The sequence below is a fragment of the Paraburkholderia sp. IW21 genome (genome assembly GCF_041321145.1).
Lineage (GTDB): Bacteria > Pseudomonadota > Gammaproteobacteria > Burkholderiales > Burkholderiaceae > Paraburkholderia.
In genome coordinates this window covers 283,054-296,729 of the sequence record NZ_JBGGWA010000007.1, presented here as the reverse complement: position 1 = coordinate 296,729, position 13,676 = coordinate 283,054, and the positions used below count along the sequence as shown (strand labels likewise).

Below are 13,676 nucleotides of genomic sequence, written 5' to 3'. Positions count from 1 at the left end.
ACGGTCAGGGTCAGGCCGCTGAGGCCCCGACTACTTGCCTTCCCGAAGCGCAGTCAACGCGAGAGTTGCCAGCAAACGGGAGCCGTCGGCAATAACGCCGTCTTCAAAATCATAGTGTGAGCTATGCAGCGGTGCGTGCTGCTCGCCAATGCCAAGCCAGAGATAGGCGCCTCGGCACCGTTGAAGCATGAAAGAAAAGTCTTCGCTCGCCATGCTGGGGACCATTCCAGTGTGAACGCGGTCAGAGCCGAACAGCTGTTCCGCACACACCGCTGCCAGGGTTGCGCAATTTGGATCATTGATCGTGGCGGGAAGGCGCCGTTCATACCGAACATCCGCGTGAATGTTGAAGGCGGACGCAATACCGCCGACGATCCTGTGCATAGAGCTTTCAATCTCGTCCTGTACCGCGCTGCTCAGCGTGCGGCACGATCCTCTCAGGACAAAAGTGTCGGCAAGCACGTTGTACGCACTGCCGGAATTTACCTGCGTGATGCTCATTACGCCGCACTGCATTGGGTCAAGCCGCCGACTTACGATAGTCTGAAGAGCAGTCACGATTCCACTCCCACAAACCACGACGTCGTCCACCTTATGCGGCATTGCCGAATGACCACCTGCTCCGCGCAACGTGATATCGAAAACGTCGAAACTCGCCATCATCGGACCTGGCATAACCGCGACGTGTCCTTTTGCGAGCCCCGGCCAGTTGTGTATCGCGAAGATGGCATCCATCGGATAACGGTCGAACAAGCCGTCTTCCACCATCACCCTTCCGCCGCCCTCCTGCTCTTCCGCCGGCTGGAAAACCAGATGAATTTTCCCCGGAAAGTCCCGATCCTCCGAGAGCAGCTTTGCTGCGCCCAACAGCATCGCCGTATGGCCGTCGTGACCGCAGGCATGCATAATCCCCTCATGCCGCGAGCCGTGCGCGAGGCCGGTCATCTCCAGTACGGGAAGCGCGTCCATATCGGCACGAAGGCCGACTGACCGCCCTTCAGTCTGGCCCACAACAGTCGCCACAACGCCCGTCCCAGCCAGGCCACGTTCAGGTGTCAGCCCAAAAGATTCGAGCTGGGTCGTGACATAGTCGGATGTCCGGAGTTCTTTGAAAGCAAGCTCAGGATTCGCGTGAAGCCAACGTCGATGGCCGCATAGAGCGTCTTCTTCCTGAGTTGTAAAAAGACGTGGAAGGGTAAAACTAGCGCACTGAGTCATGCGGGAAACTCCTTTCTAGTTTCGTAAATCCAATCGCGCTGATACTCGTCTGTTCAGCGCAGTGCATTGTCAACACATCGTTTCGTAGTCCAAAAATAACACCACGGATCGATTTTTTTGCCAGAAATTAAAGACGTTCAACCAGTGCGCAACGCGGAGGGAGGGCTCCAGCGATCGGCAAGCGCGACAGCGTTCTGGCCGTTGCGGACCGGGACGCGTCACGAGGCCCGCGCTCGCGGCAGATAGGCTCGACACCCATCATGCCGCGATCATCTGCCTCCAGGTCGAGACAAGATCCGTGCTCGTACTCGCGCCACCGCAAACGACCACGACGACGTCTTTCGCGTTTGCAATGCAGGCGTGGTCCAGATACGCAACGGCGAGCGACACACCGCAAGCCGGCTCAACCAGTTGTCGCATATCGTCGGCGAAGTGGACCGCGCCTGACAGGGCCTGCAGGTCTGTGAGAATCGCCAATTCATGCGGGAACCTGGCAATCTCCTGCACCGGCCAAGCCGCAACTTCGCTCGCTGCCAGGCATCCGCAAATCGTATTGAGCGGATATTTCACGGGGTGCCCGGCCTCGACAGCCGTCGCAAAAGACGCAGAACCTTCCGTCTCGCATGCGACGATGCGCACATCATTTCTCTGGTTCCGTTCGAGGCCGACAAGCAGCCCGGCGAGCAGTCCGCCTCCCCCTACGGCCGTCACGATAGTGTCGACCTCGGGACACTCCCCGAGAATTTCGTCGACCATCGAGCTGTGCCCCTTCCAGAGAGTCGGATGATCAAATGCCGGGACGAACTCAGCGTCGGGACGGTGCGCCCATTCGAGTGCCAGCGCGTTCGCTTCATCCCAGACTTCGCCGTGGACGGTCACAGTGGCACCGAGTTCGGCAATGCGGTTTTTCGTGACTGCCGGGGTCGTCCTGGGCACGACGATGTCGCATTTAAGGCCGAGCTTGTATGCCGCAAATGCAGTTGCTACCCCAGCGTTTCCCCCTGAGGGGCAAATAAGCGATTTCTTCCCTGCTGCTGCCGCATCTTCGCAAAGCAGACCTACTCCGCGCAGCTTGAACGAGCCACTCGGTTGAAGATTCTCGAGCTTAAGCCAGATGCGGCGATTCTCGGTGGAAAGGCCGTGGTGCAAAACAAGCGGTGTACGAATGTGAAGCATATTCGCTCCTTGAATTAGCGATTGCGCAACGGCAGCGCCGCGGCCCAATTCTTTACAATGGCCGAACCGATCTGGCCAGGATGAGAGTTAGACGAAGGCCCGGGAAGGTGCGAAAGGCGCTGCATCAATTTTTGTCTTGGCGCCGGTCATGAGATCGGCGAGTAATTCACCTGTAGCAGGTCCAAGTGTGAAGCCCTGATGTCCATGCCCGAATGCGCACCACATACCTGGTACAAATGGAACGGCACCAATTACCGGCTTCATGTCCGGCATACACGGACGCCCACCCATCCACGGTTTCTGATCGACCTTTTCGCCAAGTGGGAAAACGCAACGGGCAATCTTCTCTGCCGCAGCCAACTGGAGCGGAGTCATTGGCGCGTCGATCTCCGCGAGTTCCGCGCCGGTCGTGAGGCGCAGGCCGTTCTTCATCGGACAGACGACATAGCCCATTTCTGCGTCGATTACCCAGTGGTTCAACTGGCGTCCGACCTTCGGCGTGAAATGCATGTGATAGCCGCGCTTGATGAACATCGGCGGTTTGTATCCGTAGCGTGACGTAAGTTCGACGCTCCATGGCCCGAGTGCGATCACGACCTCGTCCGCCTCAATGACCCCACCATCGGCCGATTTGACGTGCCACCCGCCATCGGCCGATTTCGTGAGACTCGACGCATCTCCAATGCTGAGGTCTCCGCCTCGGTCTTCGAACAGCCCCGCGTATGCCTGCACAAGGTCGCCCGGGCTCTTGACCGTAATAGGATCGGTCCAATAGACGCCGCCGACAAAGTGTCCAGTGAGCGACGGCTCCAGATTCCCCACCTCCGACCCATTCATCTTGTGATGGCCGACGCCATGACGGGCACGCTCGTCCGCCTTCCTGTATAACGCGTGCAGCTCCTTCTCGGTTCTGAAAACCGTCAGATAGCCACGCCCACCGAGAAGCGACTGCGCATTTGCATCTTTGATCAACTGCCCGTGCGTCTCCAGAGAGAGCGCGATAATTGATTCATACGCCTTGGATATCACCGCGTGAGGCCGCTTCGCCGAGTTTCTGTAATAAGACAGAAGCGGGCCCGCCATTTTGCCGATCGCGCGGGGATGGAATCTCACGTCAAGGCGCCTGTTCAGAATGGCGGAGGCCAGGAACGAGAGCTTGCGGGGAAGCTCGTACGGCTCGATCGCTTCGCGCTGGATGATGCCTGAGTTGCCGAACGAGGTCTCGAGACCAGGCTCACGCCGGTCGAAAAGCACGACAGACTTGCCCCTGGATTGCAGATGGAGAGCGCAACTGACGCCCACCATCCCTGCACCCAAAACCAGAACATCGTATTTCATAGGAATCCCCAACATCTATATTGTTCGCACCAGGCGCGGCAGGTGACGCGTCTGCTGCGGCTCGCCTCCACGCCTCAGCCGTGCGCGCCGCTGCTAGTGGGTCGGTGCTATGCCTATGCGCCCTGGGTCACGCTCAGGACCATAAGAGATCGCGGTTCAAAAGATCGGTAATCAGCATATGTCCTGGGGCATGCGTAATGCACAATGAAGGACGGCTCGCCATCACGACCGCTTGCGGCGTCACACCGCACGCCCAGAAGACCGGTAGCTCATCGGGCATGATTTCGACCGGATCACCGTAGTCCGGGTGCGTAATGTCCTCAATCCCGATCAAGGAAGGGTCGCCAACATGCACCGGCGCTCCGTGTATGCGAGGCATGCGCGCTGTCACCTGCACGGCACGAATGGCGTCGGCCGCCTTCAACGGACGCATCGAAACCACCATTGGTCCGTGAAAGACACCTGCCGGCCGTGTCTGGATATTTGTGCGGTACATCGCGACGTTCCGCTTCTGCTCAACGTGGCGTAAGGGGATGCCCGCGTCGATTAGCGCATGCTCGAAGGAAAATGAGCATCCAATGACAAAGGCGGTGAAATTGTCTTGCCAGAGGTCCTCAATGTTGGACACTTCGGCGGTCAGTTCCCCGTTTCGATAGACACGATATCCGGGGACGTCCGTGCGAATATCCAGATCGGCGCCCAAGGTCGCAAGCTTCGGATCACCGACATCGCCTACCGCGAGTAGCGGACACGGTTTTGGATTGCGTTCGCAGAATCGCAAGAAATCATCGGCATGATCGGACTCGAGAATCGCCAGGTTCCCTTGCACGTAAGCAGGCGTCAGACCGCTGGTATGGGTGCGCCACGCGCCGCTGCGGATTGCGTGTCGTACGGCTCGCGCATCAGGAAAATTCGCAAGGCTGTTTTGAAAGTCCTGCACACTGCTTTGCATAGCGTTTCTCCATAGCGAACTGACCGGGAACAGCACGGATTTAACTTCCGATGATGCGTCGAATGACCGGGGCCAACGCCTTGCCAATCTTCACGTGCTGCACGTCGTCGTGATGAATACCGTCCACCTCACTTGCGCCCGTCACCGAATTCGTGTCGAAGAAGTGAACACATTTGATTTCGGCGACGGCCTTCAGTGCCTCCACAAGCCCCTTGCAACGCGCAGGTGCGCCCTCGAACTTCACGATGTTTTCCCCCTTCGGCTCGACGATATCCGCAGGCGCCAGAATGAGGATCTCTGGTCGCGGCATTCCTGGCTCGATCGGCGCCTGGCGTACGATGTCCACCAGCTTTGCAACGCCCTGCGCCGAACCCCACGACTTGATGTCGTGTGTGGCCTGAAAATCGTTCGTCCCCAACGAGATCAAAACCAGCGCCGTGGGTGAATTAAGTTCGATCACTTCCGAAAGACCTTGTGCTCCGTTACGACCCGGCCGGAAAGGGTCGTCCCACGAGGTCTTGCGACCGGCTAGACAGTTTTCAATAACCCGAACCGAGGCGCCCTCGGCATTCAACGAGTTTTCCAGTACACCGGGCCAGCGCTTGTCGAACGGATAGCGATCCCGGCTGCCCGGAATCATGCCGAAAGACACGCTGTCGCCATACACGACAATCTGCTTCACTTTGTTTCGAGCTCCTGGTAAAAAATTAGGAATACGATTTATGGACGCGGGAAATCCACGCGCGTCAACCATCTCAATCGCGACTGTCACTGCGATGTGTCAAATCGTACATATTGTGACGCTCTATGTAAACCGATATAGTGTCACGTGACACTATTGGGAAAAATGCTATGCGTGCAAAATCACCTTGGAATGCGCGGCTCGCACCCGTCGATGCTGCGCCATCTGATCGTCTGGTAACGGCGTTGGCCGAAGACATTATCGAGGGGCATATCGAGGCCGGCGCCCGGCTGCCTGCTCACCGCGACCTTGCCAGCCAGTTGGGAATTGGCCTCGGCACCGTGACGAAAGCCTATGCGATTCTTGAACGCCGGGGCCTCGTCCGCAGCGTGAAGGGAAGCGGCATGTTCGTTTCGGTGTCGCAAGCGCGCGGAGGCCCAATGATCGATATGTCCCGGAATGTGCCGCCGGCGCTGATGACCGAGCGGCTGCTTGCACGCACGCTGGCCGCAGTGGCCAAGCGCGTCGACGCCGACCTGTTTAATTCTTATCCGCCGACCGCCGGCCACGAGGAATATCGCAGGCAGATGGCGCGGTGGTTCGCTGGCAAGGGAATGGAGGCGGATCCTCACTGTCTTCTTCTCACCAGTGGCGCGCACCACGCTGTGTCGGTCGCCGTGTCCGTGGCATGCGGTGTCGGCGGCATACTGTGCGTCGAAGAGCAGACCTATCCCGGCGCGATTGCCCTGGCGAGACACCTGGGGTTGAATTTGGTTGGCGTGCCCGCGGACAGCGAAGGGATTGTGCCCGACGCGCTGGATAGGGCCCTGGAAGCGAAAGGAAACCGCCAGACCGCGGTTTTCCTCTCTCCGACCATGAACAACCCGACAACCACCACAATGAGCCTCGCTCGTAGGCGTGCAGTAGTGGACGTGTGTCGAGATCACGATGTCACCATCATCGAAGACGACGTCTATGCACTCGTCGCAGATCGAAACCTACCGCCTCTTGCGATGCTGGCACCTGAGCGCACGTTGTATACGAACAGTCTCTCGAAGACGCTGAATCCGGCGTTAAGAATTGGCGGCCTTGTGACGCCGAAGACAATGTACGCTCAGGCAGAAGCAGCGCTACAAGTTTCGGCGCTCATGGTGTCGTCAATGAGTTGCGCGGTGTTGGAGCAGTGGCTGATCGACGGTACAGTGCAAGCTGTCACGGAGTCCATTCAGGAAGAATCGAAGCGTCGTTACGCTTTGGCTCGATCCTTTCTTGGTGAGTCGATGCGACGCCCGGACCATGATGGCTTCCATCTGTGGCTTCCGATGACGATGCGGGAAGCCGTGCAGTTTGCTGACGCTGCCCGCTCACGCGGCGTAATCGTGACTCCGCCTGAGTCGACCGCAGCCGATCTGCAAGCGTTGAGCGGCGGCATTCGGCTTTGTCTCGGCGCCCCCTCCCCGACCGACCTTACCTCGGCGTTGGGCGCGATCGCAGCGGTTCTGGCGCAGACCAGCCAGGACCTTGTCCCGGCGTTCATAGTTTGAGCGTTTGCCGCCGCGCAACCGAGCAGACCACCTAAGAGGATGTTTCAAAAAGAGCTTTAGCAGCGGGTACGAACCTGGTTAAGGCTGGAGCCGCTACTGCGAGACACGCCTCACGCATTGCTCGGATTAAGCTTATAGTCCGACAATCTGAATACCGCGACGGTCGCCTTCAGATCACGCCCCTGTTCTTCTAGTGACTTTGCGGCCGCCGCCGCTTCTTCGACGAGCGCGGCGTTCTGCTGGGTCACTTCGTCCATCTGCGTGACCGCCAGTGCGACCTGCTCAGTACCGGTTTGTTGCTCGGTTGAAGCCGCGGATATCTCACCCATGATGTCGGTCACGCGCCGCACGCTCGTATCGATCTCATTCATCCGTCGGCCGGCCTCCTCCACCAGCACACTTCCGGCACGTACCCGTTCGGCGGACGTTTCGATCAGGTCCTTGATTTCCTTTGCCGCAGAAGACGAGCGTTGTGCAAGTGTGCGCACTTCTCCAGCGACCACGGCAAAGCCGCGGCCTTGTTCTCCGGCCCGGGCAGCTTCGACCGCTGCATTGAGCGCGAGGATGTTGGTCTGAAATGCAATGCCTTCGATAATCGCGATGATCTCCCCGATCTTCGCCGAACTCTGATTGATTTCGGCCATCGTGGCGACAACACGGCTTACGACCTCGTTGCCCCGCTCGGCCGTGCCGGCGGCGCTCAACGCAAGCGTACCGGCATGCCGCGCATTGTCAGCGTTCTGCCTTATCGTGCCGGTCAACTCTTCCATACTGGCCGCCGTCTCCTCGAGCGACGCCGCCTGTTGCTCCGTGCGCTGCGACAGGTCGAGATTGCCAGATGCAATCTGGCTTGATGCCGTACCGATATTCTCGGCTGCGGTGCGAATGCGTTGAACGATGCCCTCCAACGAGCGGTTCATCGCGAGGATGGATTTCATCAGTTCGCCAAATTCGTCGACCCGGCTTACCGTGAACTCCACGCTCAGGTCACCTTGCGCAATTCTCGCCGCCAATTGATTGACTTCGAGCAAACACCTTCGGATTGACCGGATCAGTGCAGCAGCGCCGGTCAGTACGCTCAACGCGAGCGCCACAATCAGTATTGCTGTTGTCGCCACAACCATGTGCCGTTGAAGTTCGAAATCTGCCTGGGCCATGGCCAGTTGCTGCTCCTGCAGTTCGACGAAAGTTCTGATCGCCTTACCGTAAGTAGCCTGAATCGGTATGTATTCCTCATTCAACATGGTAAGCGCCGCGGGCTTTCCGGCCTCGCTGGATCGCAGTGCCACGATTTTGTCCCGGGTTGCCAGCACCTGCTTGCGCAACCCGGCAATGGCGTCGAGCTGTTTCCGATCAGCGGGCGTGTGCGCGAGGGCGGCTATCGTCCGCTGCACCCCGGCGATCTGGGAAATCGTCGCGGCGTTGTCGCGTCTGAAGACATCCGACAAAGAGGGATCGGCGCTAATAATCATTGCCTGCGTGCGCACTGCCGCAATGTCCGCGAGTTTCGACCAGGCGTAGGCAACACTCACCTTCCCTGACAGCATTTTCAGCGAGCTCTCCCGTTGCACTTCCATGCTTGTGAACCGCCACATCGACAAGCCAACGATGCCGAAAATCAGCACCAGCAGCAACGCAGTTGAAATCCAGAGTTTGGTGGCGAGTTTCATGCAACCTTTGTTCTTTGAGTTGTCATGTCGGCTCCATCCCATGACGAAGCTTGGCGCAGTTCGCCTGGGATGAGGCCAGAAATGAGAGCAACGCGCCCGAGGCGTCCTTTTGTCTGGATGCTGTGCATATGGCAGCCGAAAAGACCGTGATGATCTGAACTTCGGGGGGCAAAGCGCCGATGACATCGATGCCCGGCAGATGTATCAACTCGCTCAATTGCTGGAAGCCAAGCTCGACATCCCCGCGCGCGACCAGCGTGCCTACCGGAACGCCAGGCGGCGCCTGTACGAGACGTGGCCCAATAGTCTCGGCAATGCCCCAGCGCTCGAACAAGCGAGTCAGGTGAGAACCGCTGGGCCCCGTCGAATAGCCGATGCTGCGTGCGGCCAGAATGGCGTCGCGAACGGCCGCTTCAGTGCCGACTTCGGGTCGCGGCGCCCCGGCTGCCACCGCAATCGCCACGCCGGAACGGGCCAGGTCGACCCGACTGTCCGGATCGATCCGGCCGGCTGCGGCCAGGCGATCGATCGCGTCGGCCGCAAGCACGACGATATCGAACGGCTCGCCTTCCTGAACCCGCTGGGCAGCGGCGACGCCGCCGACCGACTCGATGACCACCGGGTGCCCCGACAGTCGCTCGTAGTCTTCGACCAGCTGGGCCAGCACTTGGCGCGTGGCCATCGATGAGATGCCGGAGATCTGTTGACTCATTGTTCGACCCATGATCATGTCCGCTGCCCTTTTCAATCGATATAACGCAGTCCGGCCTGTTGCAATGGCTCGCGCATGTTGTACATATCGAGGCCGAGCACGCCGGAGGCCAGCTTCGCCCGCTTCTCACCTTCGTTGGCTTCGCGCGCGGCCGCCTTCTCGAGAACCTTCTGCGCCGAAGTCGCAGGCACCACAACCACACCATCGTCGTCCGCGACGACGACATCGCCCGGGCTCACCAGCGCCCCGGCGCAGACCACGGGAATGTTCACGGACCCGAGCGTCGCCTTGACCGTGCCTTTGGACGAGATCGCCTTGCTCCATACCGGGAAGTTCATCTCGGCCAGCACGCGCACATCGCGCACGCCGCCATCGATAATCAGAGCGAGTGCACCCCGCGCCTTGAAACTCGTCGCCAGCAGGTCACCGAAGTAACCGTCCGTGCAGTCCGCCGTGACCGCGGCCACGACGACGTCGCCCGGTTGGATCTGCTCGGCTGCGACGTGCAGCATCCAGTTGTCGCCCGGTTGCAGCAGAACCGTGACCGCCGTGCCACCTGCCTGCGCGCCTTGGAAGATCGGGCGCATATACGGCTTCATCAGGCCCACGCGTCCCATTGCCTCGTGGACGGTAGCGGACCCGAGCGCACCGAGCTTTACAGCGACGTCCCTGTCCGCCCGCTGAATGTTGCGATACACGACTCCAAGTTCATACATGTTCAAGGCCTCTTCGTTTTGAGCGCTGCATCGAGGCGCGGGTAGACACGTCGCGCGTTACCCTCGTAGATCTTGTACCGCTCGTCCGCATCGATATGCGCCGCCTCGATGTAGCGCTTCGTGTCGTCGAAATAGTGACCCGACTCCGGATCGATGCCGCGCACGGCGCCGATCATTTCGCTCGCGAACAGGATGTTGTCGACGGGAATGACGCGCGTGAGCAGATCGATGCCGGGCTGGTGATACACGCAGGTGTCGAAGAACACGTTGTTCAGCAGATGATCTTTCAGCAACGGCTTCTTGAGTTCCTGCGCGAGCCCGCGGAACCGGCCCCAGTGATACGGCACGGCACCGCCGCCGTGCGGGATCACGAAGCGCAGGGTCGGAAAGTCGCGGAACAGGTCCGAGGTCAGGCACTGCATGAACGCGGTCGTGTCCGCGTTCAGGTAGTGCGCGCCGGTGGTGTGGAAGCACGCGTTGCAGCTCGTGCTGACGTGAACCATCGCCGGGATGTCGTACTCGACCATCTTCTCGTAGATCGGGTACCAGTAGCGGTCCGAGAGCGGCGGGCTGGTCCAGTGGCCGCCCGAGGGATCCGGGTTGAGATTGATCGCGACGTTGCCGTACTCCTCCACGCATTTGACGAGTTCGGGGATACAGGTGGCGACATCCACGCCGGGGCTTTGCGGCAGCATCGCCGCCGGAATGAAATGATCGGGGAACAGCTGGCTCACGCGATAGCAGAGTTCATTGCAGATCGCCGCCCACGTGCTGGACACCTGGAAGTCCCCAATGTGATGCGCCATGAAGCTGGCGCGCGGGCTGAAGATCGTCAGATCCAGACCACGCTCGCGCATGAGCCGCAACTGGTTGCCTTCGATCGACTCGCGCAACTCGTCGTCGCCGATGTGTAGCTCAGACGCCTTCGGCATCCCGGACGGACTGTTGATGCTCGCAATCTGGCGGTTGCGCCACGTCTCCAGCGCTTTCGGCGCGGTGGTGTAGTGGCCGTGAATGTCGATGATCATCGTTGCTCCCAACAACTGATTGAATTACCGGCGCGGTTACCCTGGTGCCATGCGCCGACTTCGCTAACAAGCCTTGTTCGGCTGCACAGTCACCTCGCCCTAGAACGTATGCTGCAGGCCAACGCCGTATGTACTCCCCGACGGATTGGCCGTCAGCTTGTCGAGCGAATAGACCACATACACATACGTGCGCTTGGACAAGATATAGTCGTACGCGATGGATTCGGTATTGCGCACGCTGCTGCCGTTAAGCGGCGCGCTGTGTTTGGTGCGCGCCCACTCGGCGAGGATTACGTTCGACGGCGACAACGGAATGGAAACGCCCAGTTCATACGTATGCGAACCGGTCTCGACATTGTTGTTGCTGGTCATCTGCGCGGCCCCATAGAGCTTGACCACCTTGAAGTCGTAGGTGGCGCCGGCGAGGTAAAGATCTTGCCCGGTCGAGGGCGCGACCGCCGCCGCCCTTGCGCGCTGCGCCGAGAACACGGCCGTAAACGGTCCCTTCGTATAGGTAAGATGCAGACCGATGTTGTCGCGGCCCTGATGTCCGGTCGCGCTGCTGACGCCATAGATCGCCGTTCCGGTCAGTCCGCCATAATTCCGCGAAACATACTCGACGGAGTTTGCCCAGACGGTGTCGCCGATTGCCGTGTTGTTGTAGCTCGCGATGTACGACTGCACGATCAACGGCGAGAACACCACCGACGAGCCGAACGGGTTGACGCGTTGCTGATTGAGATACGTTGGATTGGTTTGCTCACCGAACTTGAACGTGCCGTATGCGCCAGTCAGGCCGACATAGGCATTGCGCGAGAACAGGCCGTCGGTCGTATTGCGGCCCATCTGCCCCGTGTTGGGTCTGAAAAAGCTTTCGAGCGCGAAGATCACCGCATTGCCACCGCCAATATCCTCGCGGCCACGCAGACCCCAGAACGACGTTTTCATCCCGCCGCCGGCTAGCTGGACAGTGCTCGCTCGCGCCGTGCTCAGTTTCGAACTGTCGAGATACATACCGATCAAGCCATACAGCTGCACGGATGAGGTTGAAACCGACGTTGCGCCGGCCGCTGCCTGCGAATCGTTCGCGTAAGCGGGACGTGCGACGAGCCCGCTTGCGGCGAGCAATACCGTGCCCACGCAGGCGGCATTGAGATTCGGGAGCCTGCGGATCCCCGCGCTGTTCTTTGTTGACATCATGTTTTATCTCCAAACCAGTTCGTAATTTTTTATGCGCGAGCGCCTCCCGCTGCGTGGGCGAATGCGCACGCAGACAGCAGAACACCCGGGTTTTTCCTTGCCTGCTCGCCGTTCAGTCCACGCGTCGGCGCGACATGGCTGCGTTCAGTTTCGAACGGTCGAGTTCTCGCTCCCACGCCGACACCACCAGGGTGGCGATACCGTTGCCGATGGTGTTGGTGATCGCGAGCCCCGTCCCCATGAAGCGGTGAATGCCGAGAATCAGCACCATGCCGGACACGGGAATGATCGGGAACACCAGCAGCGTCGAGGTCAGCATCACAAAGGCTGCGCCGGCCACGCCGCTCGCGCCTTTCGACGTCAGCATCGCGACACCCACGAGCGTCAGTTGCTGGGTCAGGCTGAGTTCGATGTTGAAGGCCTGCGCGATGAACAGCACGGCCATTGTCAGATAGATGTTGGTGCCGTCGAGATTGAACGAATAGCCGGCTGGAATCACGAGACCCACCACCGATTTCGAACAGCCGAGCCCTTCGAGCTTTTCGAGCATCTGCGGCAGCGCGGCCTCGGACGAACTCGTGCCGAGCACGATCAGGATTTCCTCGCGGATATAGCTCAGGAAACGCAGGAGGCTAAAGCCGAGCAACTGGGAGATGATGCCGAACACCACCAGCACGAAGAAGGCGAGCGTCAGGTAAAACGTTCCGATCAGCCTCAGCAGAGGCAGCACGGCGCCGATGCCATAGGTGCCGATCGTGAACGCGATCGACCCGAACGCGCCGATCGCCGCGACCTTCATGATGATGTGGACGATGCCGAAAAAAGTCTGCGCAAAGTGGTCGATCATCCGGACCAGTGGGCGGCCGTGTTCTCCCGTGGCTGCAAGCGCAGCGCCGAACAGTACCGAGATCAGCAGGATCTGCAGTACGTTGCCGGTCGAGAATGCACTAAAGACGGTATCGGGAATGATGTGCATCAGAAACTCGACCGTGTTCTGATGATGCGCGGCGGTCGTGAATCCGGCGAGCGCTTTGGTATCGATCGTCGCAGGATCCAGGTTGAAGCCGGTGCCAGGATGAAACAGATGCCCGGCCACGAGCCCGATCACGAGCGACAGCGTCGACACCACTTCGAAATACAGCAGCGCCTTGCCGCCGACCCGCCCGACCTTCTTCATGTCGCCCATGCCGGCGATACCGGTGACGACGGTGCAGAAGATGATCGGGCCGATCACCATCTTGACGAGCTTGATGAACGCGTCGCCAAGCGGCTTCATCTGTACGGCGAGCTTAGGATCGAAATGGCCGAGCACCACGCCGAGAAGAATGGCGATGAGCACGTGGAAATACAGCGCGCGGTAGAAAGGCTTCTTCGAAGTGCGCGCGGGCGGCGTCATGACGGCGCTCTCGTTCATGGCGCGGCTCTCCGGGCGGCCGAAGG

12 protein-coding genes are annotated in these 13,676 nt (G+C 59.7%); 1 reads left to right on the top strand and 11 read right to left on the bottom strand.

What is annotated here, in order from left to right; all coding sequences use genetic code 11:
* Positions 1 to 30 precede the first annotated feature (30 nt).
* The 5 genes from ACAX43_RS18960 to ACAX43_RS18940 all read right to left on the bottom strand — a co-directional run bounded on the left by ACAX43_RS18960 (position 31) and on the right by ACAX43_RS18940 (position 5,366).
* The gene (locus tag ACAX43_RS18960) at positions 31 to 1,218 is read right to left on the bottom strand and encodes a M20 aminoacylase family protein (protein WP_370709948.1); all 1,188 of its coding nucleotides are present in this window, start codon (positions 1,216 to 1,218) and stop codon (positions 31 to 33) included.
* Between the two features lie 258 nt (positions 1,219 to 1,476).
* The gene (locus ACAX43_RS18955) at positions 1,477 to 2,394 is read right to left on the bottom strand and encodes a pyridoxal-phosphate dependent enzyme (RefSeq protein ID WP_370710038.1); all 918 of its coding nucleotides are present in this window, start codon (positions 2,392 to 2,394) and stop codon (positions 1,477 to 1,479) included.
* Positions 2,395 to 2,481: 87 nt separating this feature from the next.
* A complete protein-coding gene (locus ACAX43_RS18950) occupies positions 2,482 to 3,732 on the bottom strand; it encodes an NAD(P)/FAD-dependent oxidoreductase (protein WP_370709947.1) in 1,251 nt (416 codons plus the stop codon).
* A gap of 133 nt (positions 3,733 to 3,865) precedes the next feature.
* The gene (locus tag ACAX43_RS18945) at positions 3,866 to 4,684 is read right to left on the bottom strand and encodes a putative hydro-lyase (protein WP_370709946.1); all 819 of its coding nucleotides are present in this window, start codon (positions 4,682 to 4,684) and stop codon (positions 3,866 to 3,868) included.
* Between the two features lie 40 nt (positions 4,685 to 4,724).
* Positions 4,725 to 5,366 (bottom strand): SGNH/GDSL hydrolase family protein, encoded by a 642-nt coding sequence (locus tag ACAX43_RS18940; RefSeq protein WP_370709945.1) that lies wholly within the window; start codon positions 5,364 to 5,366, stop codon positions 4,725 to 4,727.
* Positions 5,367 to 5,536: 170 nt separating this feature from the next.
* On the opposite strand from ACAX43_RS18940, the gene ACAX43_RS18935 reads away from it, so the two are divergent.
* Positions 5,537 to 6,910 carry a PLP-dependent aminotransferase family protein gene (locus tag ACAX43_RS18935; protein ID WP_370709944.1) on the top strand — a complete coding sequence of 458 codons (1,374 nt, stop codon included), beginning with the start codon at positions 5,537 to 5,539 and terminating at the stop codon, positions 6,908 to 6,910.
* 110 nt (positions 6,911 to 7,020) lie between these two features.
* Here the strand turns inward: ACAX43_RS18935 and ACAX43_RS18930 are convergent, their stop codons facing one another.
* From ACAX43_RS18930 to ACAX43_RS18905, 6 genes are all read right to left on the bottom strand, one after another.
* Positions 7,021 to 8,580 (bottom strand): methyl-accepting chemotaxis protein, encoded by a 1,560-nt coding sequence (locus ACAX43_RS18930; protein ID WP_370709943.1) that lies wholly within the window; start codon positions 8,578 to 8,580, stop codon positions 7,021 to 7,023.
* Between the two features lie 22 nt (positions 8,581 to 8,602).
* The gene (locus ACAX43_RS18925; RefSeq protein WP_370709942.1) at positions 8,603 to 9,292 is read right to left on the bottom strand and encodes a substrate-binding domain-containing protein; all 690 of its coding nucleotides are present in this window, start codon (positions 9,290 to 9,292) and stop codon (positions 8,603 to 8,605) included.
* A 32-nt stretch (positions 9,293 to 9,324) separates the two neighbouring features.
* A complete protein-coding gene (gene ligK / locus ACAX43_RS18920) occupies positions 9,325 to 10,008 on the bottom strand; it encodes a 4-carboxy-4-hydroxy-2-oxoadipate aldolase/oxaloacetate decarboxylase (RefSeq protein ID WP_370709941.1) in 684 nt (227 codons plus the stop codon).
* A 2-nt stretch (positions 10,009 to 10,010) separates the two neighbouring features.
* Positions 10,011 to 11,036, bottom strand: coding sequence for an amidohydrolase family protein (locus ACAX43_RS18915; RefSeq protein WP_370709940.1), 1,026 nt, complete (start codon positions 11,034 to 11,036; stop codon positions 10,011 to 10,013).
* A 99-nt stretch (positions 11,037 to 11,135) separates the two neighbouring features.
* Complete coding sequence (locus ACAX43_RS18910) at positions 11,136 to 12,233, bottom strand: porin (protein WP_370710037.1); 1,098 nt, start codon at positions 12,231 to 12,233, stop codon at positions 11,136 to 11,138.
* 115 nt (positions 12,234 to 12,348) lie between these two features.
* A complete protein-coding gene (locus tag ACAX43_RS18905; protein WP_370709939.1) occupies positions 12,349 to 13,650 on the bottom strand; it encodes a dicarboxylate/amino acid:cation symporter in 1,302 nt (433 codons plus the stop codon).
* Positions 13,651 to 13,676: the final 26 nt, after the last annotated feature.